This window comes from Williamsia sp. Y721, assembly GCF_059683565.1.
The window spans coordinates 924,677-946,804 of sequence record NZ_JCASNH010000001.1; the positions used below are offsets into that span (position 1 = coordinate 924,677).

20 protein-coding genes and 1 other RNA gene are annotated in these 22,128 nt (G+C 64.4%); 14 read left to right on the top strand and 7 right to left on the bottom strand.

The window, feature by feature from the left end; translation table 11 throughout:
- Positions 1–31 precede the first annotated feature (31 nt).
- Positions 32–1,399, bottom strand: coding sequence for an acyl-CoA dehydrogenase family protein (locus AC56PL_RS03960; RefSeq protein ID WP_495515085.1), 1,368 nt, complete (start codon positions 1,397–1,399; stop codon positions 32–34).
- Between the two features lie 265 nt (positions 1,400–1,664).
- Between AC56PL_RS03960 and AC56PL_RS03965 the strand changes: the two genes are divergently transcribed.
- The 3 genes from AC56PL_RS03965 (at position 1,665) to AC56PL_RS03975 (ending at position 3,093) form a co-directional block, all read left to right on the top strand.
- Positions 1,665–2,084 (top strand): nuclear transport factor 2 family protein, encoded by a 420-nt coding sequence (locus AC56PL_RS03965; RefSeq protein WP_495515086.1) that lies wholly within the window; start codon positions 1,665–1,667, stop codon positions 2,082–2,084.
- Positions 2,085–2,230: 146 nt separating this feature from the next.
- Positions 2,231–2,650 (top strand): NINE protein, encoded by a 420-nt coding sequence (locus AC56PL_RS03970; RefSeq protein ID WP_495515087.1) that lies wholly within the window; start codon positions 2,231–2,233, stop codon positions 2,648–2,650.
- Positions 2,647–3,093, top strand: coding sequence for a DUF2752 domain-containing protein (locus AC56PL_RS03975; RefSeq protein WP_497153051.1), 447 nt, complete (start codon positions 2,647–2,649; stop codon positions 3,091–3,093). Before AC56PL_RS03970 ends, AC56PL_RS03975 begins: the two co-directional genes overlap by 4 nt.
- Positions 3,094–3,103: 10 nt before the next feature.
- On the opposite strand, the gene AC56PL_RS03980 is transcribed toward AC56PL_RS03975, so the two are convergent.
- The 3 genes from AC56PL_RS03980 to hisN are packed head-to-tail and all read right to left on the bottom strand — an operon-like array spanning position 3,104 to position 5,321.
- Positions 3,104–3,766, bottom strand: coding sequence for an MBL fold metallo-hydrolase (locus AC56PL_RS03980; RefSeq protein WP_497153052.1), 663 nt, complete (start codon positions 3,764–3,766; stop codon positions 3,104–3,106).
- A 56-nt stretch (positions 3,767–3,822) separates the two neighbouring features.
- Complete coding sequence (locus tag AC56PL_RS03985; protein ID WP_497153053.1) at positions 3,823–4,485, bottom strand: MBL fold metallo-hydrolase; 663 nt, start codon at positions 4,483–4,485, stop codon at positions 3,823–3,825.
- Between the two features lie 26 nt (positions 4,486–4,511).
- Entirely contained in the window at positions 4,512–5,321 is an 810-nt protein-coding gene (gene hisN, locus AC56PL_RS03990; protein WP_495516035.1) for a histidinol-phosphatase, read from the bottom strand.
- A gap of 64 nt (positions 5,322–5,385) precedes the next feature.
- On the opposite strand from hisN, the gene AC56PL_RS03995 reads away from it, so the two are divergent.
- The 7 genes from AC56PL_RS03995 to smpB all read left to right on the top strand — a co-directional run bounded on the left by AC56PL_RS03995 (position 5,386) and on the right by smpB (position 10,826).
- Complete coding sequence (locus AC56PL_RS03995) at positions 5,386–5,793, top strand: hypothetical protein (RefSeq protein WP_495515091.1); 408 nt, start codon at positions 5,386–5,388, stop codon at positions 5,791–5,793.
- A gap of 49 nt (positions 5,794–5,842) precedes the next feature.
- Positions 5,843–6,961 (top strand): peptide chain release factor 2, encoded by a 1,119-nt coding sequence (gene prfB / locus AC56PL_RS04000; protein ID WP_497153054.1) that lies wholly within the window; start codon positions 5,843–5,845, stop codon positions 6,959–6,961.
- Between the two features lie 75 nt (positions 6,962–7,036).
- On the top strand, positions 7,037–7,975 hold the full coding sequence (locus AC56PL_RS04005) for a mechanosensitive ion channel domain-containing protein (RefSeq protein ID WP_495515093.1): 939 nt from the start codon (positions 7,037–7,039) through the stop codon (positions 7,973–7,975).
- A complete protein-coding gene (locus tag AC56PL_RS04010; protein ID WP_495515094.1) occupies positions 7,972–8,469 on the top strand; it encodes an Rv3103c transmembrane domain-containing protein in 498 nt (165 codons plus the stop codon). Before AC56PL_RS04005 ends, AC56PL_RS04010 begins: the two co-directional genes overlap by 4 nt.
- A gap of 82 nt (positions 8,470–8,551) precedes the next feature.
- On the top strand, positions 8,552–9,241 hold the full coding sequence (ftsE, locus tag AC56PL_RS04015; protein ID WP_495515095.1) for a cell division ATP-binding protein FtsE: 690 nt from the start codon (positions 8,552–8,554) through the stop codon (positions 9,239–9,241).
- A 106-nt stretch (positions 9,242–9,347) separates the two neighbouring features.
- On the top strand, positions 9,348–10,253 hold the full coding sequence (ftsX, locus tag AC56PL_RS04020; protein ID WP_495515096.1) for a permease-like cell division protein FtsX: 906 nt from the start codon (positions 9,348–9,350) through the stop codon (positions 10,251–10,253).
- 99 nt (positions 10,254–10,352) lie between these two features.
- On the top strand, positions 10,353–10,826 hold the full coding sequence (smpB, locus tag AC56PL_RS04025) for an SsrA-binding protein SmpB (RefSeq protein ID WP_495515097.1): 474 nt from the start codon (positions 10,353–10,355) through the stop codon (positions 10,824–10,826).
- Positions 10,827–10,859: 33 nt separating this feature from the next.
- Here the strand turns inward: smpB and AC56PL_RS04030 are convergent, their stop codons facing one another.
- On the bottom strand, positions 10,860–14,762 hold the full coding sequence (locus AC56PL_RS04030; protein ID WP_497153055.1) for a WD40 repeat domain-containing protein: 3,903 nt from the start codon (positions 14,760–14,762) through the stop codon (positions 10,860–10,862).
- A gap of 434 nt (positions 14,763–15,196) precedes the next feature.
- Between AC56PL_RS04030 and AC56PL_RS04035 the strand changes: the two genes are divergently transcribed.
- The 3 genes from AC56PL_RS04035 to AC56PL_RS04045 all read left to right on the top strand — a co-directional run bounded on the left by AC56PL_RS04035 (position 15,197) and on the right by AC56PL_RS04045 (position 18,403).
- The gene (locus tag AC56PL_RS04035; protein WP_497153056.1) at positions 15,197–16,894 is read left to right on the top strand and encodes a cutinase family protein; all 1,698 of its coding nucleotides are present in this window, start codon (positions 15,197–15,199) and stop codon (positions 16,892–16,894) included.
- Between the two features lie 210 nt (positions 16,895–17,104).
- Positions 17,105–17,472, top strand: a transfer-messenger RNA (tmRNA) gene (gene ssrA / locus AC56PL_RS04040).
- 85 nt (positions 17,473–17,557) lie between these two features.
- Entirely contained in the window at positions 17,558–18,403 is an 846-nt protein-coding gene (locus AC56PL_RS04045) for an aldo/keto reductase (RefSeq protein ID WP_497153559.1), read from the top strand.
- Positions 18,404–18,504: 101 nt separating this feature from the next.
- On the opposite strand, the gene AC56PL_RS04050 is transcribed toward AC56PL_RS04045, so the two are convergent.
- Both AC56PL_RS04050 and AC56PL_RS04055 read right to left on the bottom strand, forming a co-directional pair.
- A complete protein-coding gene (locus AC56PL_RS04050; protein WP_497153057.1) occupies positions 18,505–19,089 on the bottom strand; it encodes an alpha/beta hydrolase in 585 nt (194 codons plus the stop codon).
- Entirely contained in the window at positions 19,083–20,270 is a 1,188-nt protein-coding gene (locus tag AC56PL_RS04055) for a lipase family protein (protein ID WP_497153058.1), read from the bottom strand. The genes AC56PL_RS04050 and AC56PL_RS04055 overlap by 7 nt, the downstream gene beginning before the upstream one ends.
- 214 nt (positions 20,271–20,484) lie before the next feature.
- On the opposite strand from AC56PL_RS04055, the gene pgm reads away from it, so the two are divergent.
- Positions 20,485–22,125 (top strand): phosphoglucomutase (alpha-D-glucose-1,6-bisphosphate-dependent), encoded by a 1,641-nt coding sequence (gene pgm / locus AC56PL_RS04060; RefSeq protein ID WP_497153059.1) that lies wholly within the window; start codon positions 20,485–20,487, stop codon positions 22,123–22,125.
- Positions 22,126–22,128: the final 3 nt, after the last annotated feature.

The following is a 22,128-nucleotide window of genomic DNA, read 5'->3' on the forward strand; positions in this document are numbered from 1 at the left end:
GGAACGAATGGGGGAGGCGTTGGCGATGTCCCTAGAGGACAACGATGCCTTCGCCGATGGCGGCGCCGCGTAGGTCGCGGAACCAGCGTTCGACCGGATGCTCCTTGGTGAATCCATGTCCGCCCAGCAGCTGCACACCGTCCGAGCCGATCTGCATGCCCTTGTCGGCGGTGAGTTTGCGGGCCAGGGCGGCCTCGCGCGCAAACGACAAGCCCTGCTCGGCGCGGGCGGCCCCGCGAAGGGTCACCAGACGGATCGAGTCGAGCTCGGTTGCCATGTTGGCCACCATGAATGCCACGGCCTGGCGGTTGGAGATCGGTTCCCCGAACGCCTCGCGCTCGTTGACGTACGGGATGACGTAGTCGAGAACCGCATGTGCGGTGCCGACGGCCAGTGATGACCAGCCCAGACGCGAGAGTCGGACAACGTCGCGGTAAGCGTTGTATGCGGCCTCACCCTCTTCTTCACCGAGCAACGCGCCGGTGGGCACGGTGACGTCGGTCAGCAGAAGCCGGCCCATTCCGGCGGCGCGGACGCCCATGCCCGGATCAGCTTCTACGACAAGGCCTTTGGTTCCGGACTCGACGATGAACAGCGACGGTCGGCCATCGAGCTGTGCGCCGATGATGAACAGCTCCGACGAACCGGCGGCCGGGACAAAAGACTTGACGCCGTTGAGTCGGTATCCGCTCGGTACGCGAGTTGCCTTGGTCTGCAATGACATGGCGTCGAACAGTGGCCGCGGCTCGGCGATGACAACCGCCGACTGGGGAACGTTCTCACCGGCGTAGGCGGGGAGATAGGTCTTCTGCTGGGCATCGCTGCCGAACTGGGTCAATGTGGTCGCCACACCGCTCGGAGCGAGGAGCGGCAGCGCCAGGCCCATGTCGCCGTATGCCATCGCTTCGGCGACCAACGAATTGGTGACCACGCCGCGCTCACTGGCGGCGCCGTCGAATTCCTCGGGGACGTTCACCATGGTGATGCCCAATTCGGCACTGCGGGTGAGGATTGCCGCAGGAGCGGCGGCGGCGGCATCGGCGTCGTACGCGGCCGGCCGCAGGATCTCGATTGCGAACTCCTTGACGGTGTCCGCGATCATCTTCTGTTCGTCATCGGGATACAGGTTGAAGTAATCCTTGGGGGTGGTGGTCAGGCGTTTGGCCTTACCGCCACCCTGGGCTGCCGCAAACGCGCGGTTCGCGGCGCCGATCGTCTTGAACCCGGTCTTGGTGCCCTCGTACGCAATTCGGTTGAGTGGCTCGCGAATCTTGTACTTGTCGGCGAACTCAGAGCCCGTCACCGTGGTCAGCACGCGCATGGCGGTACCGATTGCGGAGCGTCGACGGGGGTTCTTGCCAACAGCGGACGTGTCGCGGGGCTCGGTATGAGTGCTCATTCTCACCAGCTTGTCTCGTGCGTGTGTGGGCGTGACTGCTGTCCGGACGGTGCCCGGACACAGTTGATCTTACTCAACAGTAAGAACAACCTTACTCTGGAGTAAGGAGGTTTGTCACGCCCCCGGTTTTCGCCTGGTTCGCCGGCACTTGGTGACGGCGGTGCTGCGGCACGCGCAGGGGCCCACCTCGTCAGATGCTCCCGAAATGTCTCGATGAGCGGGACAGCAGGGCCGACGTCACCGGCTCGCCGAGGAAGATGAAGCCATGCCCGACTTTCTTCGCGATCGCTTCGAGATCATCGACAGTCTGCACCACGTGGCCACCTTGCTCGACAGCAAAGACTGGCCGGGGTTCGCCGCGGCGCTCGCGGAGGACGCCATGGCTTACGGCCGGACCGGGGCGACCGAGGTGGTCGCCCGCGTTCGCTCCCACCTCGACGTCTGCGGTGCCACTCAACATCTGCTCGGCAACATCGAGGTCGAGATCGACGGTGACGCGGCAAGTACGCGATCGTACTTCCGGGCCTTTCACTGCGGCCTCGGAGATCTTGCCGGGGTGACGTACGAATGTCTCGGCGAGTACCGGGACGAGTGGCGACGCGGACCGTCCGGCTGGTTGCTGTCCGGGAGAGTCATCGATGTCCGTGCCGAGATCGGCGACCGGGGCGTCATCGCGCCCCGCTGAGTCCCGCGGCCGGAGGGCTCGTCGCAAGAATGAAGTGTTCTTCCTATCGTCGCTGGTCAGGCTAGTGATCCTACGGCGTCATTCAATCAATGACATTTTTCGTTTCAGGGTGTCCAACTGCACCTTCCGTGGCTTAGTGTTCCCCCATGACGCAACCTCCTCCCGGCTTTCCGCCGCCCCCGCCCCAGCCAGTGGGCGGTCCTCAGAACGACACATTCATCGTTTCGCTGTTCGGTCAGGAACAGGGTCCGATGGGCTACCAGGATCTGGCCGGGTTGGTCCGGTCCGGTCAGGTCAAGCCCGAGACCCAGATTCGTACCCAGAACAGCAGCTGGTTCCCGGTATCGCAGGTACCCGGTCTGTTCTCCTCGAAGGAGTGGCTGACCGCCCTGCTTATCTCGGTATTCGTGGGTGGTTTCGGTATCGACCGCTTCTACCTCGGATACACCGGCCTGGGAGTTGCCAAGCTCCTCACCTGTGGTGGGCTGGGCATATGGACGCTCATCGACATCGTGCTCATCGCGATGCGCAAGGTTCCCGACTCGGACGGCCTGCCGCTGAAGTGACGGCCTTGCCGACGTTGCCGACCCGACGGCGACCCGAACGAGCTGTTCGGGTCGCGGCCGGCGTCGGTGCCGCGGCGATCGTCACAGCATTCGCCGTCACCCCGGCGATGAGTACCTCCGGTCCCACGATGTGCCCGATGCGGCTGGTGACCGGACTGCCCTGTCCCGGTTGTGGTCTGACCCGCAGCTGGACCGCTGCGACACACGGACACTTCGCCGACGCCTTCTCGTACAACCTCTTCGGCCCGATCAGCTTGATCGCCGTCGCCGCGTTTGTGATCGCGGTTGCCGTGTTGCAAGTGCGAAAGCGCCCGATGACACAGGTCGTTCGGGTGCTGCGCAATCCCATCCTCATCGCCGTCGTAGCACTCTGGGTGCTCTACGGAATCGCCCGCGTGGTCGATCAACTCGCCGGTAGTGGCATCTTCCCCGATGTGGTTTAGCTGAGCGTCCCTATGTGACCGTCAGTGCATCCTCGTCCGGTAGAACGGTGAATTCTGTTGTGGGATATTTCAGATCGGTCAGCCGTTTCCGGTACAGGCCCATTCCCGCGTCGTTCAGCATGCCCTGGTGGATCGGAAAGCTCAGACGTGGGTTCACCGCGCGCACGTAGTCCACGACCTCGCTGATCTTCATCCACGGAGCCATCGCCGGCATCGCGAGTACATCGACCTTCTCGTCGGGGATGAACAGCGAATCGCCCGGATGCATGAGCTGTGCCGGATTCTTGTTGTCGCCCAGCAGGAATGCCACGTTGTCGATGGTGGGGATGTCCGGGTGGATCACCGCGTGGGTGCCGCCTGTGATGCGTGCGGTGAGCTCGCCGATCGTGAACTCGTCACCCGGGTGGGCGGCGGTCCAGGTACCTGCGACGTCGTCGCCGTTGAGCTGTGCGGTGGTCTGGGGATCGGCGTACAGCACCGCATCGGGGTTGCCTGCCACCAGATCCGGCAATGCCGCCACGTCGACGTGATCGGGATGCTGATGGGTGATCAAGATGGCGTCGAGGCCGGTGACACCGGTGAATCCGTGCGAGAAGTTGCCCGGATCGAACAAAACCTTGGTGCCGTCGAGATCGACGAGGATGCAGGAATGCCCAAAATGTGTGATCTGCATCTCATCAAGGGTACGCCGATGGATCGAGTGGGCAGCGCCCTCATCGCCGACATCGATCAGGTGAGTGTGAGCGCGTCCTCATCGGGGAGGACGATGAATTCCGTTGCCGGATCGCTCATTTCGGACAGTCGTGCGTAGTGCAACTTCAGTCCGGCATTCGACAGCAGGCCCTGGTGGATCGGGAAACTCAGGCGCGGGCTCACTGCGCGGAGGTAATCAATGGCCTCGCTGATCTTCATCCACGGAGCCATCGCCGGCATCGCGAGTACATCGACCTTCTCGTCGGGGATGAACAGCGAATCGCCCGGATGCATGAGCTGTGCCGGATTCTTGTTGTCGCCCAGCAGGAATGCCACGTTGTCGATGGTGGGGATGTCCGGGTGGATCACCGCGTGGGTGCCGCCTGTGATGCGTGCGGTGAGCTCGCCGATCGTGAACTCGTCACCCGGGTGGGCGGCGGTCCAGGTACCTGCGACGTCGTCGCCGTTGAGCTGTGCGGTGGTCTGGGGATCGGCGTACAGCACCGCATCGGGGTTGCCTGCCACCAGATCCGGCAATGCCGCCACGTCGACGTGATCGGGATGCTGATGGGTGATCAAGATGGCGTCGAGGCCGGTGACACCGGTGAATCCGTGCGAGAAGTTGCCCGGATCGAACAAAACCTTGGTGCCGTCGAGATCGACGAGGATGCAGGAATGCCCAAAATGTGTGATCTGCATGAGATCAAGTATGCGCCGGAAAGACGTCAGTCAGAAGTCAGCGCGGCCAGAACCTGCGACTGCAGGATCCCGTTGGAGGCCAGCGCGCTGCCCTGATGCGGGCCGTTGACGCCGTCGAGGCCGGTGAATGCGCCGCCGGCCTCACGAACCAGGATGTCGAGTGCGGCCAGATCCCACAGTGACACCTCCGGCTCGGCGGCGATGTCCACCGCGCCTTCGGCGACCAGACAGTAGTTGTAGAAGTCGCCATAACCCCGAACCCGCCACACGGTGTCGGTGAGATCGATGAACTCGTCACGGATACCCCGGTCGCGCCAGCCCGACAGGCTCGAGAAGGCCAGGCTCGCCGAGGCGAGGTCGGACACTTGCGACACCTGGATACGCCGGACCGAACCGTCGGGGGACTGGGCGAAGGCACCGTCCCCGGCGGCGGCCCACCAGCGACGGCCGAGCGCGGGTGCGCTGACCACGCCGACCTGTGGGACCCCGTCGACGAGCAGTGAGATCAGGGTTGCCCAGACCGGAACACCGCGGACGAAGTTCTTGGTGCCGTCGATCGGATCGATCACCCATTGGCGTCCGGTCAGGGCCACATCGCCACCGAACTCTTCACCGAGGACCGCGTCATCCGGCCGAATCTGGCGGAGTTCATCGCGCAGGCTGGTCTCGACCGCCAGATCGGCATCGGAAACCGGCGTCAGATCCGGCTTGGAATCAACCTGCAGGTCGATGGCGCCGAACCGGTCGAGGGTGATGATGTCGGCGAGTTCGGCCAGCGACAACGCGAGCTCCAGGTCGCTCGAAACATTCGGCAATCCACTTGAGTCGGTCACGATTTGCCACGCTACCCGGCACTAACCTGGAACCCACCGACCCCACCACTCCAGGAGCCAACCGGCCATGTTCGAGATCATCATCATCCTCATGTTCGCGGCGATGCTCGGCGCCGTCCTGATCCAGTGGCGTCGCTCGCGGCCGGGTCAGCCGACCGGCGGCGCCCCCGGGGACCCGCGTTTCGTGAACCGCGTGCCCGGCACGCTGAAGGTGACGGGCGTGTCCGACAAACCCGTCGAAGGGGACAAGAACAACCAGGTCTTCTGCACGGTCTCGGGAACGATCACCGGCCCGGACACACCTCCGACCGACGTCTACGGCCGATTTGTGGTCACCATGGCGATGAGCTGGCCGTCGATCGGCGACGAGATCCCGGTGACCTACAAGCCGGGCAAAGCCGAGACGACGTGGGAGATCGCGGGCCCGATCGGCGACGAACCCGGCGGCGCGGGACCCAACCTGCGCAAAGACTGAGAACTGCGCAGATAGGACTCTGTCCGTTGGACCGGTAGCCTGAGTGATCGTGCATCCAGACGTTTCAGCAGACCTCGACTCCCTCGATTCGACCCTGACCACAGTGGAGAAGGTTCTCGATCTCGAGGAGCTCCGGCGACGGATCGACGAACTCGAGCATCAGGCCGCCGATCCGGAGCTGTGGAACAACCAGGATCACGCCCAAAAGGTGACCAGCGAGCTCTCGCACGCGCAGACCGAACTGCGGCGCGTCTCCGAATTGCGCCAGCGTGTCGAGGACATGCCGCTGCTCTACGAGCTGGCCGAATCCGAAGAAGGCGACTCCCAGGTCGAGGCGCTCGCCGATGCCGATGCCGAGCGTGCCTCACTGCGTGCCGATATCGAGGCGATGGAAGTCAAGACCATGCTCGCCGGTGAGTACGACCACCGTGATGCGCTCGTCAACATCCGGTCCGGCGCCGGTGGCGTGGACGCCGCCGACTGGGCCGAGATGCTGATGCGCATGTACATCCGATGGGCCGAGAAGCACGATCACAAGGTGGAGGTCTACGACACCTCCTACGCCGAAGAAGCCGGCCTCAAGTCCGCGACGTTCGCCGTGAAGGGGCCGTACATGTACGGCACACTCTCCATTGAAATGGGGACCCACCGGCTGGTGCGGATCAGCCCGTTCGACAACCAAGGACGCCGCCAGACGTCGTTCGCCGAGGTTGAGGTGCTCCCTGTGGTCGAAACCACAGATCACATCGACATCCCGGAAACCGAACTGCGCGTTGATGTTTACCGATCGTCCGGCCCCGGTGGGCAGTCTGTGAACACTACGGACTCCGCTGTACGGCTCACACACATTCCGACCGGTATCGTGGTGACTTGTCAGAACGAGAAGAGCCAATTGCAGAACAAGGCAGCCGCCATGCGCGTGCTGCAGGCAAAGCTTCTCGAACGTAAACGCAAAGAAGAGCGCGCCGAGATGGACGCTCTCAAGGGCGACGGTGGGTCCAGCTGGGGCAACCAGATGCGGTCATATGTGCTGCATCCGTACCAGATGGTCAAAGACCTGCGGACCGAATACGAGGTCAACAACCCGACCGCGGTTCTCGATGGTGACATCGACGGATTCATCGAGTCGGGTATCCGGTGGAGGATGGCGCAGAACGCGAGCGCCTGAATCTGACGGCCACCCGATCGTCGGAGATCTCGCAGCCGCCGCCGCCATCACACGACCTGGAGGACCACCCGAGTGATGCATGACTTCAGCGCGCTTGTCACGGCTTCGCCGGACGGTTTGGCCGGCTCGGATCGATTGATCAAGGTGCTGTCCCTGCAGGGCCTATCGATCCTGCTCTGGGTGATCGGGGCTCTGTTGGTGACCCGGTTCATCCAGTGGATGGTCGACAAGGTCACCAGCCGGATCGACGCGGGTTTCACCGAATCCGACGCCCTGGTGCGATCGGAGGCGATCAAACACCGCCATTCCGTCGCGCAGGTGATCGCGTGGGGTGCCATCGCGATCGTTTATATCGTGGCGGGATTCAACATCATCCGCGAGTTCAATGTCCCCATCACCGGGTTCGTGGCGCCGGCAACAGTGCTTGGTGCGGCCCTCGGTTTCGGTGCGCAGCGCATCGTGCAGGACCTGCTCTCGGGATTCTTCATCATCACCGAGAAGCAGTACGGATTCGGTGACGTCGTCAGTCTGGCGATCGTGGGTTCCGCGGAACCGGCAGACGGCACCGTCGAAGATGTCACCCTGCGGATCACCAAGCTGCGCTCGGCCGACGGTGAGATGATCACGATTCCCAACGGGCAGATCGTCAAGGCCGTCAACCTGTCGAAGGACTGGGCCAGGTCGGTTGTCGACATCCCGCTACCGATCGGGGTCGACATGGGCCGCGTCAACGATCTGATCGCCCAGATCGGGCAGCAGGCGTTCAGCGACACCCGCATGGGCAAGTTGCTGCTCGACGAACCCACCGCGATGGGGGTCATCGACATCGAGGTCGACACGGTGACCGTGCGGATCGTGGCGCGAACATTGCCCGGTCGCCAGTTCGAGGTCAGTCGTGACCTGCGATCGCGGCTCGTTCGGGCGCTCAGCCGGGCCGGTATCGCGCTCGCACCCGGATCGGTCATCGAAACCAGCGCGGTGGATCCCGCCGTTGTCGAGGAGGCAAGCCGATGAGCGACCAGACACCGACCAACCCCACTGCCGCACAGCAGGCCCCGCCGAAAAAGTCGTTGTGGGAACGCATTCCGCGACGGTTGTTCCACGGGAAGGTCCGGACCACCACTGTTGCCCTGGGGTTGCTGTTCCTGGCAGCGCTGTTCCTTTACGGCGAGCGAGTGGAGCATTACCAACAGCTGGACGAGCAGAAACGCCAGGCCACGGCGGAGCAGTTGCAACAGTCGCGACCCACCACTCCGGTGACCGAGACCCCCGTGCCGGAATCGGAGTACAGCGAAACTCCGGAGTCCACACAAGAACAGTCGACCACCACGACCCCCGAGACCGATCAGACCGGGCAGAACGGTCAGACCGATCAAACCGTCGAGACGCCAGAGCAAGAGCGAAACGGTCAGCAGACCGAAACGCTGCCACCGCCGGCATCGACATCACAGTCGACGCGTGGACTGCTGCCCGGCCTGGAATTGCCGACGATGAGTATCGCCCCGTGAATCGGGTTGTCGGGAACTGCGCCCGGCCCGGCCGGGCCCGCCTGAGCGGGTTGCGACACATCCGTGGTTACACTGGCAGACCGTGATCAGCGTCAAGAATGTGACGATGCAGTACAAGGCATCGACCAGGCCCGCACTGCGGGATTTGTCCCTCGACGTCGACAAAGGCGATTTCACTTTCCTCATCGGGCCCTCCGGCTCGGGCAAGTCGACGTTCTTTCGTTTGCTCCTGAAAGAAGACAAGCCCACCACGGGTGATGTCTACGTCGGCGACTTCCACGTCAACAAGCTGCCCAGCCGCAAGGTGCCGAAGCTCCGGCAGTCCGTGGGATGTGTGTTCCAGGACTTCCGGCTGTTGCAGCAGAAGTCGGTGGCCGAGAACGTGGCGTTTGCCCTCGAGGTCATCGGAAAGCCGCGCAGCACCGTCGACAAGGTGGTGCCCGAGGTCCTCGACTACGTCGGACTGTCCGGCAAGGCCGACCGCATGCCATACGAGCTCTCCGGCGGTGAGATGCAGCGCGTGGCGATCGCCCGCGCCATCGCGAACCGGCCTCTGCTCCTGCTTGCCGACGAGCCGACCGGAAACCTCGATCCCGACACCAGTCGAGAGATCGTCGAGGTCCTCGACCGGGTGAACCGCCGTGGGACCACCGTCGTGATGGCAACCCACGACCGGGCGATCGTCGATTCGATGCGCCGCCGGGTCCTCGAGTTCAGCAACGGCCGCCTTGCCCGCGACGACGAGCACGGCGTGTACGGCCTCGGCGGCTGAGTAGCCCGTAGCCCGCCGCGGAGATGAAGCGCAGCGGTGCTCGACCCGTGTAATCAGTCAAGACGTCACTTTTTGCAGTCCCGACCGGGAGGACACCCCAACTCACATGCGTGCGAGTTTCATATTGAGCGAGGTCCTCAACGGACTGCGCCGCAATATCACCATGACCATGGCCATGATCATCACCACCGCCATCACCCTGGGCATGTTCGGTGCCGGTCTGATGGTGGTCCAGATGGCCGACAAGACCCAGGACATCTTTCTCGATCGGGTGGAGATGCAGATCTTCATCTCCGATCAGGTGACCGATGCCGATCCGAACTGCCAGAGCGCGCCGTGCCTGACGCTGCGGGAACAGATCGAGGCGGCCGACGGGGTCGACTCGGTGCAATACATCGACCGGGCCGCGGCATTCCGTGACGCCACGACCAAGACCTTCGCCAACAACCCGGACATCGCCGCGCTGGTCCGCGAGGACACGTTGCCCGCGTCGTTCAAGGTCCGCATGGCCGATCCGGACCAGTTCGGAGCCGTGCTCGACGAGTTCCGCGATGCCGAAGGCGTGGACAGCGTCCTGGACCAGCGAGAACTGGTGAGCCGGATCTTCAGCGTGCTCGACGGTGCCCGCAACGCCGCATTCACGATCGCCCTCGTCCAGGCGATCGCCGCGATCCTGTTGATCGCGAACACCGTGCAGGTGGCCGCCTACACCCGCCGAACCGAGGTGGGCATCATGCGGTTGGTGGGTGCCACCCGCTGGTACACCCAGCTGCCATTTCTGCTCGAGGCGGTGATCGCGACACTGGTGGGTTCGTTGCTGGCGATCGGCGGACTCTTCGGGGCGAAGGTGCTGTTCTTCGACAAGGCGCTCGAGGACCTGTACGGGGTCAACATTCTCGCCAAGATCGAGATCTCGGACGTGCTGTTCGTTGCGCCGTGGCTGGTCATCATCGGTGTGGTGATGTCGAGTCTGACCGCCTACGCGACGTTGCGGTTCTACGTCCGCGAATAAGGATGCGACACCCCCGCCTGCTGCTGTGTATTGTTGCGGGGCCATCGACGACGCCGCCAGGCGCCGATGTGATCGACGAACTGAGAGTAGGTGACGAGGATGAAGGAAAAGGGCCGCAAGGCAATTGCCACGAACCGTAAGGCGCGGCACAACTACGCCATCCTCGACACCTATGAAGCCGGTGTTGCACTGCTGGGCACCGAGGTGAAGAGCCTGCGCGAGGGAAAAGCCTCGTTGGTGGACGCGTTCGCGACTGTCGACAACGGTGAGGTCTGGCTCCGCGGACTGCACATCCCGGAATACGGCAACGGTTCCTGGACCAACCATGCACCGCGACGCAGTCGCAAATTGTTGTTGCATCGCAAGGAGATCGACGGCCTGGTCGGCAAGATCCGGGACGGAAACCTGACCCTGGTGCCGCTGTCGATGTACTTCAACGACGGCAAGGTGAAGGTCGAATTGGCGCTTGCGAGAGGCAAGCAGGCCCACGACAAGCGCCACGATCTGGCCAAACGCGACGCCGAACGCGAGGTCACCCGGGAGTTGGGCCGTCGCGTGAAGGGTATGCGCTGACCTACGGTCGAGGCCTCGGCCCTTCGCCCGATCTCAGTCCGGCACCGATTCGAACCCCGAGCACGTCTGTCGGTAGGGGATGTCGGGCAAGAGGTCTTTCCACTTGCTCTCGGTCATCCCGCCTGCCGTGGCCTGACAGAGCCCGGCGTCGGCCGTCACCTGATGGGTCCACCAGCGCAGCGCGCCGTTCTCACCAGCGCCTGCCAGATGTTTGCCGTCCGGGCTGAACGCGACTTTCCAGCGCACGGTGCCCGGCGGCGTCACCGTCCGGCCGATCGCGGTGGGATGGGTCATCTGGCGCAGGTCCCACATGCGCACGGTCTGGTCGTCGCTGCCCGTGGCGAGCATGGAGCCACTCGGGTCGAAGGTCACCGAACGCACTGTCGACTCGTGTCCGGTCACCTTCACCGGATTCGAATCAGGGGCGTCGAGATTCCAGAGCCGAACGGTCTGATCGTCGCTGCCGGTCGCCACCCACTGTGAGTCCGGACTGATCGCCACCGCGTTGATGGGCCCACTGTGCCCCGGGTAGACCTGCGACAGCGGGGCGCCCCTCTGCAGGTCCCACAGGTGCAGATTCTTGTCGCTGCTGGCGGCGGCCAGATAGCGCCCATCCGGTGAGAACGCCACATCATTGATCCAGCCCTGAGGCCCGGTCAGCGGCGCTCCCGCGGCGACCGGCTTGCGTCGGTCGGTCAGGTTCCAGATCTGCACGCTCTGATCATCGGAGGCGGTCGCCAACGACATCGAGTCAGGGGAGAAGGCCAGCCCGTGGGTATACCGCGCGCGGGAGTTCAGCGGCGCACCGAGCGGTCGCGGGGAGGCCGGGTCGGCGACATCCCACAGGCGTACCTGGCCGGTTCCCACACCGGTGTACGCCAACGTGCGTCCGTCCCCGGACAATGCGATGGTCTCGACCTCCTGCGGTCCGGCCGGGTCGACCAACAGGGCTATCGGGCGCGGGGCGGTGCCCTCGGTGGTGTCCCACATCCGCACCGTGCCATCGCGCGATCCCGTTGCCATCAATGACCCGGATGCGTTGAACGCCGGTTGCGCGACGCGGCCCGTGTGGCCGAGGACGGTTCCGGCAGGCAACGTCCAGAACCGGACGGCGCCGTCCTGGCCCCCGGTGATCAAGCGGCCGCCGGGACCGCCGAACGCGACCGTGGTCAGACCGCCACTGCTTCCGGTCAACGGCTGACCGAGAAGCACCGGACGGGCCGGGTCGGTCAGGCTCCAGACCTTGGCCGTGCCGTCCCAGCTGGCCGTTGCCAACAGTGAACCGTCGTGATTGAACTCGAGCGACCAGATCGCTGCGGTATGCGCTTCGGAGGGTGCGCCCATGGCCCTGGGTGCGGTTCGGTCGGACATCGACCACATCCGGATGGTCTGGTCGTCGCTCGCGGTTGCCAGCAGTGATCCGTCCGGGCTGAATCTGACCGCATGCACGGTGGCGTCGTACCCGGTCAGAGGCGCACCGAGCTGCTCGGGGGCGGACGGATCGCTGGTGTCCCACACGATTGCGGTCCGGTCGTCGCTGCCGGTGACGAGGGTCTTGCCGTCGGGGGAGAAGTCCAGGGTGCGAAGTGCATCGCTGTGCCCGGCCAGGACTTGCGTCTGGCCGGTCTCCAGATTCCACAGGCGGGCGGTGTGGTCGTCGCCTGCGGTGGCGATCCAGCGGGTGACGCCGTCGGCTTCGGGGCGCACGGCTATCTGATAGACGGCCCCGGTGTGTCCGGTCAGGGGCGTGCCCGCGCGTAGATGAGCATTGGCCGGGTCCGTGACGTCCCAGACCTGGACGAGGCCGTTGCCGTCGCCGGAGAACAGGGTGTCGCCGTCGGTGGAGTACTCGACGCTGGTGATCCACGACTGGTGTCCGGCCAGCGGCTGACCCATCGGGGTCGGCAGGCCGGTTCCCGACTCCTGCCACAGCCGGATGGTGCGGTCGTAGCTTGCCGTCGCGACCAGATTCCGGTTGTTGATGGCGACGTCGTACACGGCACCTTCGTGTCCGTCCACCACGCTTGCCAGCGCCGACGTCTGGGTTCCCATCAGCAAGGCGCTGGGCCGCGGGTCGTCGGGACGTTGCTCGGCGGCGGCCAGGGACAGGCGGGCCGAGACCGTGGGATCGACCGATTGTGTCAGCGCGGCCTGCGCCAGCAACGCGTTGAACTGGGCATCGGAGCGGTCGGCGTCGGCCTGGCGCTGCTGTTGCACCGCGACCAGCGCTGCCATTGCCGTCGTCAGCAGCAAGACCACCAGCAGCAAGACCAGGCCGCGGCGCAACCGGGAACCCCGGCGTGAGGATTCCCGGGCCGCATCGAGGAATTCGACGGTGATCGGTGAGATCGGACCGCGGGAGTCCTTCTGCCACCCGGTCGCCGATGCCAGGCGGGTGCCGCTGTAGAGCAGCGACCGGTCGTTGTCGCCCGCTCGCCATTCGCGGGCATCGGCATCAATACGCTGTCTGCGCAAGACGTCTTCGCGGTCGTCGTCGAGCCATTGCGACAGGCGCGGCCACGCCTCGATGACGGCCTCGTGGGCCAGGGTGGTCCCGCGTTCGTCGTGGACGACGATGCGGGCCTGACCGAGCGCGTCGAGGATCGCCGGGGCCTGCGGATGGCGGTTGCGCAGCTCGGCGGTCGGGACGTGGCGCCGGGTGCCGCGCCCGTCCTCTCCGATGTGGGCCATATGCAGCAGCAGGTCGCGGGCGACTTCGCGCTGGACGTCGGTGAACTGCGACCAGCGCTCTTCGGCGCTGAGCCTGATGGCGCCGTGGACGCCACCGGTCTCGCGGTATCCGGCGAGGGTGAGGACGTCGCCGGACCTGGCTTCCCAGGTGCGGTGCAGAGCGTGCGCCATCAGGGGGAGCACGCCTGGATCGGAGGGGACCGCGGTTGCACTCCGCGAGGTGACACCGAGGTCGGACAGGATGACGTCGACCAGTCCGTCCGCCACCGAGAGTCCCACCGCGCCCGCCGGACCGACGATGGCGGAAGTCAGATCTGCACGCGACATCCGGCCGAGCACCATCTGGTTGTGTACCAGCGAGTCGGTGAGGGCCGGGAGTTCGACACACTGCTGGTAGAAGTCAGAACGCACCGCGACGACGACGCCCGCGCAGTTGCCCGGTTCGCAGTGGTCGCTGTCGGGCAGTTCGGTCAGCATAGAGATGAACTTCGAGCGCTCAAGATCGTCGCAGTTGGTGAAGACCTCTTCGAACTGGTCGACGATCAGTACCCGCGGCGTGGCGGCACTCTCCGAACCCAATGCTTCGGTGAGTGCCTGTGTGGGTCGTGAGCCCGGGGTCATCGAGGTGACCGTGTAGTCCGCGCCGATCGCCACGGCAAAGCCGGCCTGCAGGAGCGAGGATTTACCCGAACCCGACGCTCCGACCACAAATGTCAGTCGTCGGGTTCCGAGGTTGGCGGTGAATCGCTCGACGAGTATCGAGGTCGCCTTGGCTCTGCCGAAATAGAAGTCCGTATCGGAATCCGACAGTGGTGTCAGCCCGGGGAACGGACAGACGTCCAGGCGCGTGGAAGCAGGCTTCTCGATCGGTTTCGACCGGGTTTCCTTGCCCTTTTCCGGGATGGCCGGTGAGGTCAATGCCTGGTTCCACAGGTTCTGCCATTCGACGATCGAGTAGAGCCCGCGCGACGGCGGTTCCGGGCGTCGTTTCCGGGCGGCGGCGATCAGAACGCGGAGTGTGGCCGCGAGCCCGTCGAACTTGGCGGGAACATTGCGGCCGGTTCGCCAATCCGACAGCCGTTGTGGGGAGACCGCACCGGCACGGGGTGAATCTCCGGTGAGCAGCGATGCGGAGGCGCGCGAGGCGAGGGTTTTGAGGGCCGGAGATCCGGCGGTCTCGTGCAGCAAACGAAAGCGTGCGGCGAACTCGAGGCGGGCGTCGCGGGTCGCGATGCTCGGTGTCACTTCGTCCAACCTCGGTTCTGCCGATCTGTAGGAGAGCTAAATGATTGTTGATTGTGCCAATTGTTTCCACAATCAAACGAGACGTAGGTCACATGGTTCCCCGGCGGTGCAGATTGCGGCCCGGTTTGTTCAGGATCCGGACCGGATAGGGATTCATGCCCTGTGAACAGTACCTTTCAGCTCCGGAGAGTTTCCACAGGAGTCATACAGGCGATTCACATGAAGGATTAGGGCTGCCTAACTAACGAAGAACTGGCCGTGGGTCCGGTCCGACTCTGAGTTGGGGGCAATGCACAAGTCCCACGCGCACAGTCCATATGGACGTGAGCCTCAACAGGAGCATTCGAACAATGACCCGAAAACGATCTAGGGCCGGGGGTGGTGCCACGATCCAGACGGATCGTCGGCATCGTCGATGGCGCCCGGTGGTGGCGATGATGTTCGCCTCTCTCGCGGCGACCATGACAATGGGTGTGGTGCCGGCGCTGGTTCAGTCGAACGTGTCGGCACGACCGATCAGCGACTGCCCGGACCTCCATGTGGTGGCGGTCCCGGGAACACTGGATTCGAGTAAGAGTCGGGATCCGCATGATCAAAGTGGCGTTCTCGCCCCGGTGATCGCGGATGCCGAGCGGGGTGCGCCCGAAGGGTCGATGCAGACGACCTACGTGCCGTATCCCGCAGACTTCGGCTACACGTCGGACGGCACTCCCTATGCACAATCAGTGGATGCCGGTGTGGCGGCGACGGAAGCGCAGATCGCCCAGATCGAAAAGCAATGTGGATCCGACACCGAGATTGCGATTGTCGGATACAGCCAGGGTGCGGAAATCGCCGATCGGGTAGCGGCCGATATCGGTGCAGGCAACGGACCCGTACCCGCATCGCAGGTGCGTGGTGTCTACCTGATCTCCGACCCCAACCGGGGTGCGGGTGCAGATCTGGTTCCGGGTGCGCCAGGATTGTCGGCGCCGTTGAACGGTGCGCGGACCGCTGCGTCGAGTTCGGACGCCGCACTCGGCGCCGGGATGGGATCGGGACGTGGTTCCGGGTTCGGTGAGCTGACCGGGCGCGTTGTGTCCCTGTGTATGACCGGCGATTTCGCCTGTGCGATCCCCGAGAATGCTCAGGTGGTCCGGATCGGTGCCAATGTGGCTGAACAGATCCACATCGACCCGACCGATCCAGGACAGATCACGATGGATCTGGGGTCAGTTGCACTGCGGTCGGCGTTGCTGACCGGACTCCACGTGGTGACAACACCGCATTGGATGTTGTCGTCGGAGACGTTGGGCGATGTGGTCGCCGCGACGACCGATCCGTACTACACCGTGCCGGACTACAAGGACCCGTTGGTTGTCTTGCAGTCCGTTTACGGTGTGGCGACATTTGCAACAGAGGTGTCGGACGCCTGGGAAGCGAAAGTGGCGCAAGAGTTGGTCCTTGGTGTCCACAACAACGTCGGGGTGCTGCTCATGGCGGCGCACCCGGAGTACTGGTACCCGGGAATCTCGCACACCAGCTACTTCAACGATCCTGACCAGAGCGGTCTCACCGGCACGAACTACGTGAGTTCGTGGCTTCGGGAGTCTGCGGTCAGCAGCGCACCGTCGGGAAGTGTCGAAGCTGTTTCGACTCCGGCGGAGGCAACATCGTCGACGATCGATCCGGTCGCCAACGGTGTGACCACCGGAGTTGCGGTTGCACAGGTGAACGCGGCAGTTGTTCGGCAACTGCCCAAGGTTGCCGACGCGCTCACCGACGAGGTCGACAACCTTGCTCGGGGCACCGCGGTCGAGACCCAGGTCACCGATGTGACCGGGGCAATCGATCAGAGTGCTGCCGTGGTGGACCAGGTGTTCGACGGTATTGACCGGACCGTTGCTCGGGCCGAGCAACGCCTCGACACGATCAAGCAGACGGTGACCGATACCGTCGCGCCGATCATCGAGAAGGTCCAACCTGTCATCGACACCGTCGAGAAGGTCGTCGACACCGTTGACAAGGTCACCGAGGTCGTGGACGCGGCGCAGCAGGGACCCGCTGGGCTTCTGCAGCTCGCCGATGCGACGTCGCACAGCGATACCGCCGACGCGGTGTCGCAGACCGGGACGGTTGTGGTCGACAACTGAAAGCAGAGATTGATCGAGGTAGTCGCTCGATGAACTCTTGAAAGAGGGCCTCATCCCCGCCGGCAGGTGGAGGTGAGGCCCTTTTCGTGTGGTCGGCCTGCCACGCCCGACGGTGTCGGCCGACAAAAGGAATGACAAGGGCGACAGGCTTGTTACAATGGTTTGTCCGGTCGCTGCCAGCGGCTGGATCCTACTGAAGATGCACCTCTAGGGGCTGAACGGTTTCGACTTGGTTTGTTGAGGTAGGGGAAGCGTGTCGGTGCAGGCTAGAGACCACCGTAAGCGTCGTAGCAACCAATTAAGCGCCGACAAAAATCAGCGCGACTACGCCCTCGCTGCCTAAGCGAAGGCTGGTCTGTCGGCCCGGGTGAGCTCTCGCCCCGGGTACCGGCATCATTCAGAGAGCTCACCACTGTGGTCGGTCGCGGACCACGGTGGGACATCCAACAGCGACTGGGATCGTCATCTCGGCTTGTTCGCGTGACCGAGAGATCCGAGTAGAGGCTTAGCGAACTGCACACGGAGAAGCCCTACTGACACGGCGAAGGACCCGGGTTCGATTCCCGGCAGCTCCACCGTCTCGCAGAAGCGGGGAGAGGACCAGAAAAGGTTCTCTCCCCGCTTTTGTGTTCAGGGCTCCGATCAACAGTGGATTGGACGATGATGACCCAGGTTCCGAACATCACACTCAACAACGGAAACACCATCCCGCAGCTCGGGTTCGGCGTGTTCCAGATCAAGCCGGAAGACACCGCCGACGCGGTGCGGACCGCACTCGAGGTCGGCTACCGCCACATCGACACCGCGGAGATGTACGGCAACGAGAAAGAGGTCGGCGAAGGGATCCGGGCGTCCGGGATCGCCCGTGACGAGATCTTCGTGACCAGCAAGCTCAACAACACGTTCCATGAGCCCGATGCGGCCCGCAAGGCCTTCGACACCACGCTCAAAGACCTCGGACTCGAGCAGATCGACCTGTTCCTGATCCACTGGCCGCTGCCGACCCAGTACGGCGGCGACTACGTGTCGACCTGGAAGACCCTCATCGAGTTCGCCAAGGACGGCCGCTCGAAGTCTGTTGGTGTCTCGAACTTCCAACCGGATCATCTCGACCGGTTGGCCGCCGAGACGTCGCTGGTGCCCGCGGTCAACCAGATCGAGGTGCATCCGTACTTCACCAACGAGGTCGCCCGGCAGTACGGCAAATATCACGGCATCGCGACCGAGGCGTGGTCGCCCATCGCCCAGGGCAAAGTTCTCGACGATCCGGTGATCACCGAGATCGCGAACAAGATCGGGAAGTCGACCGCACAGGTGGTCCTGCGCTGGCACATCCAGCGCGGCGACATCATCTTCCCGAAGTCGGTCACGGCAAAGCGCGTCGAAGAGAACTTCGCGATCTTCGATTTCGAACTCGACAACGACGCCATCAGTGCAATCACCGCACTCGACAAGGGTGAGGACGGCCGCAACGGCCCCAACCCCGACACCTTCGATTACATCGGCTGACCCATCGGCTGACCCCGCTCGCTGCGGAAATTCGCGCCGCTTACCTCGAAACGCGTCGGTTGCAACCGGCGCGTTTCGCTGTAGGTGGCGCGAATTCGCGGCTAGAGGAAGCTGCGGACGAATCGGACGGCCGTGGACTGCCAGGTCCAGACATGGTCGAGGAGGGCATGGCCGCCGCCCTCGATCGGCACATAGGTCGCATCCACGCCGCGTTCCTGCAGTTCGGCGATACCCTTGACGGTGCGGCTCGGATACGTTCGGATGTCCGCGGTTCCGTGTAGCGCAAGCACTTTCGCGTCGATGTTGATGTAGCGCCAATCGGCGTGCTGCCACCACGGTGCCAGCGCGAGTACTCCGGCCACCCGTTTGTCGGCGGCCAGTCGAGCGGCCACCCGGCCACCCATCGAATGCCCGACGACGATCACCGGGGCGTCGGGTGCGGCCTGCAGCAGACGGTCGAGTGCCTGCTGGGCCCTGGCCATGGGGCTGTTCTCGTCGCCGTTCCAGCCGTACACCTCGTACACGGCTTGGCGGACGGCCACATCCGGCAGCGCGGTGAGCGACAACGTGAACGGGTACATGCGCAACGCCGCAGGTTGTTTGCGGCTGTACGGCTCGTGGGACGAGTCGGTGCCGCCCGGCAGCACCAGGACCGACGCCTTCGGATTTCGGCCGGGGATCAGCACGTGCTCGGTGCGGGCGCGCCCGTCAGTCGATCGTTGATGAACGCCAACGCAAACGGCACACCCGTTGCGATGGTCGACCCGTGGTCGCCGGGCAGGATGAGCGTCTGCACCCGGGTGCCCTGGCCACACCACTTCGCGGCGGTGGCGAGAACCTGTGAGGTGGGGGTGAGTTGGTCGTCGGCGCCTTGATACAGCAGCACGGGGATCCGCGGCGCCTCGGGCGACACCTGCAAGCTGTTCTGGTTCAGGGCGGCGGTGCCTGCCGGGTCATCGGACAGGCGACCGCCGGTCACGACGTCGGAGATCCTGAGGTTGGCGCCGGCGTCGATGATCTGCTGCGTGCAGGAATTGCGGATCTGGTCGGCCAATGCCACACCCCGTCCGTTCAGTTGTCGGGACAGGGGGAGTTCTGCCGGGTATTCGCGTTCCAGGCCGACCGATGCGGCAAAACCCAGCCCGAACAGCGGGTTGGCGGTGATGCCGAGGGTTCGGGCGATGGAGTCGAGGTTGACCGGGGTCCCGCCGGCGGAGAGTCCGACGAGGTTCAGTTCGGGGGCGTAGGTCGGCGCCAGGGCCGCGGCGAACCCGCTGGCCATCGCGCCACCGGAATATCCGGCGAGCACCGCCGGGGTCCTGCCGACGCGGACTCGGGCGTCGGACTGCACCGCGCGGATGGAATCAAGAGTGATGGTGCCGCCGAGCCTCGCCGCACCGTACGCGCTGGTGGGACCCAGGTGGTCGGGCACGTTGACCGCAACACCCCGGGCCAGGGCCAGAGCGATCAGCGGTTGTTCTTGCAGCCCGCCGGAGAACAGCTGGTGCGACGGGGCGCATTGGAGGCCGAGGGAGTTGGTGAACGGCTGGTAGGAGAGCAGGTCGTGGCGACTGCCGCCGTCGGGGACGAGGATCGTCGTCACCGCGGCGATCGGGTCACCGGCGGAGTTGGTGGTCCGGAACTGGATCTTCTGGGCGGTGGACCCAGGGAACGGACTGCTCAGGTTCTGCACCTTGAGTACCTGTCCGTTGGCCGCCGAGTCCAGATTGCCGGGCGCGGCATAGAACGGGTCGCTGTTGGGGGCGGGCATGAAGGGTGCCGCGCCGGCCGGAGCCACGGAGAAGCCGACGACTGCCGTGGTGGTGAGTGCAACGGCGGCAAAGCTCCGCAGGATTCGCCGTCTCACCGGTTTCCGAACACGCACGATGCTCCCTCCGTCCCCCAACCGAGGTTTCGTCGGTTCCAGGTTCTACGGAGCGCGACATTTCTACGGTGGAGTGTAGCCCGCTCGTCGGGCCCCGAATGACGATCGGTGGCAGAATTCAGGACGTCCAGTCGAAGTCGCCAGGACGCAGCAGACGGTTCGCCGGCCCGCTGCAGCACAACCGGAAGGAAGACCAATGGCTCATCCGCGCGCGGGAACCGTGGCGTTGCCGGAAGATCTGATCGATGTGTCGGCTGTGATCGATGCCTACTATTCCGGCAAACCAGATCCTGAAAACCCTTTGCAGCAAGTGGTTTTCGGCACCTCCGGCCATCGAGGATCGAGTTTGGACAACGCGTTCAACGAAGATCACATCGTGGCGACCACGCAGGCCATCGTCGAGTACCGGGCCGGCGCCGGCATCACCGGACCACTGTTCATCGGCCGCGACACCCACGCCCTCTCACTCCCTGCCTGGCAGAGCGCGATCGAGGTCCTGGTTGCCGCCGGTGTCCGGGTCCTGGTCGACAGCCGAGACGGCTTCACTCCGACGCCCGCGGTGAGCCACGCGATCCTGACCCACAATCGGGGCAGTGGCCCGCAGGCCGACGGCATCGTCGTCACCCCGTCGCACAATCCGCCCCGTGACGGCGGCTTCAAATACAACCCACCCAACGGTGGCCCGGCGGACACCGACATCACCAGCGTGGTCGCCGCCCGCGCCAACGAGCTGCTCCGCAGCGGATTGTCCGGTGTGAAACGGATCCCCTTCGAGGCCGCCCAGAAATCGGAGTTCTTCGGGACCTACGACTACCTGGCCGCGTACGTCGACGACCTCGCGTCGGTGATCGACATGGCGGCCATCCGGAGCGCAGGTGTCCGGATCGGTGCCGACCCACTCGGCGGCGCCTCGGTCGGGTACTGGGGGGAGATCGGCCAACGCTACTCGCTGACGAACCTGACCGTGGTCAATCCCTCTGTGGATCCGGCATTTTCATTCATGACCCTCGACACCGACGGCAAGATCCGGATGGATTGCAGCTCACCGAACGCGATGGCCTCGCTGATCGGTGCGCGCGATCAGTACGACATCGCCACCGGTAACGATGCCGACTCCGACCGGCACGGCATCGTGACCCCGGACGGTGGGCTGATGAATCCGAATCACTTCCTGGCCGTTGCCATCGACTACCTGTTCACCCACCGCGGTGGGTGGTCGCCGAGTGCAGCGGTTGGCAAGACGCTGGTGTCATCATCGATGATCGACCGCGTCGTTGCCGGTATCGGACGGAACCTGATCGAGGTGCCGGTCGGATTCAAGTGGTTTGTGCCCGGACTCCTCGACGGCTCGGTCGGTTTCGGTGGTGAGGAGAGTGCCGGGGCATCGTTCCTGCGCACCGACGGCACCGTCTGGACCACCGACAAAGACGGCATCATCTTGGCCCTGCTGGCCTCGGAGATCCTTGCGGTGACCGGTAAGACGCCCTCGCAGCGTTACGCGGAATTGGCGCAGCAGCATGGTGGTTCGCCGTCCTATGCGCGCATCGATGCTCCGGCCGACCGGCAGCAGAAGGCCACGCTGGCGAAGCTGTCGGCGGATCAGGTCACCGCGACCGAACTCGCCGGTGAGCCGATCACCGCGATCCTCACCGAGGCGCCGGGTAACGGGGCAAAGATCGGTGGGTTGAAAGTGACCACCGAGAATGCCTGGTTCGCCGCGCGGCCCTCGGGTACCGAGGACGTCTACAAGATCTATGCCGAATCATTCAACGGGCCAGAGCATTTGGCGCAAGTGCAGGCGCAGGCGCAGGAACTTGTCGATGGTGTCCTTGGCTGAGCC

What these genes read in the sequence shown, in the direction of transcription:
- AC56PL_RS04010 (WP_495515094.1), top strand. Translation starts at nt 7,972, where the DNA reads ATGAGCGACCAGACACCGACCAACCCCACTGCCGCACAGCAGGCCCCG.
- AC56PL_RS03985 (WP_497153053.1), bottom strand. Translation starts at nt 4,485, where the DNA reads ATGCAGATCACACATTTTGGGCATTCCTGCATCCTCGTCGATCTCGAC.
- smpB (WP_495515097.1), top strand. Translation starts at nt 10,353, where the DNA reads ATGAAGGAAAAGGGCCGCAAGGCAATTGCCACGAACCGTAAGGCGCGG.
- AC56PL_RS04045 (WP_497153559.1), top strand. Translation starts at nt 17,558, where the DNA reads ATGACCCAGGTTCCGAACATCACACTCAACAACGGAAACACCATCCCG.
- AC56PL_RS03980 (WP_497153052.1), bottom strand. Translation starts at nt 3,766, where the DNA reads ATGCAGATCACACATTTTGGGCATTCCTGCATCCTCGTCGATCTCGAC.
- AC56PL_RS03960 (WP_495515085.1), bottom strand. Translation starts at nt 1,399, where the DNA reads ATGAGCACTCATACCGAGCCCCGCGACACGTCCGCTGTTGGCAAGAAC.
- AC56PL_RS04035 (WP_497153056.1), top strand. Translation starts at nt 15,197, where the DNA reads ATGATGTTCGCCTCTCTCGCGGCGACCATGACAATGGGTGTGGTGCCG.
- AC56PL_RS04005 (WP_495515093.1), top strand. Translation starts at nt 7,037, where the DNA reads ATGCATGACTTCAGCGCGCTTGTCACGGCTTCGCCGGACGGTTTGGCC.
- ftsX (WP_495515096.1), top strand. Translation starts at nt 9,348, where the DNA reads ATGCGTGCGAGTTTCATATTGAGCGAGGTCCTCAACGGACTGCGCCGC.
- AC56PL_RS03995 (WP_495515091.1), top strand. Translation starts at nt 5,386, where the DNA reads ATGTTCGAGATCATCATCATCCTCATGTTCGCGGCGATGCTCGGCGCC.
- AC56PL_RS03970 (WP_495515087.1), top strand. Translation starts at nt 2,231, where the DNA reads ATGACGCAACCTCCTCCCGGCTTTCCGCCGCCCCCGCCCCAGCCAGTG.
- pgm (WP_497153059.1), top strand. Translation starts at nt 20,485, where the DNA reads ATGGCTCATCCGCGCGCGGGAACCGTGGCGTTGCCGGAAGATCTGATC.
- AC56PL_RS03965 (WP_495515086.1), top strand. Translation starts at nt 1,665, where the DNA reads ATGCCCGACTTTCTTCGCGATCGCTTCGAGATCATCGACAGTCTGCAC.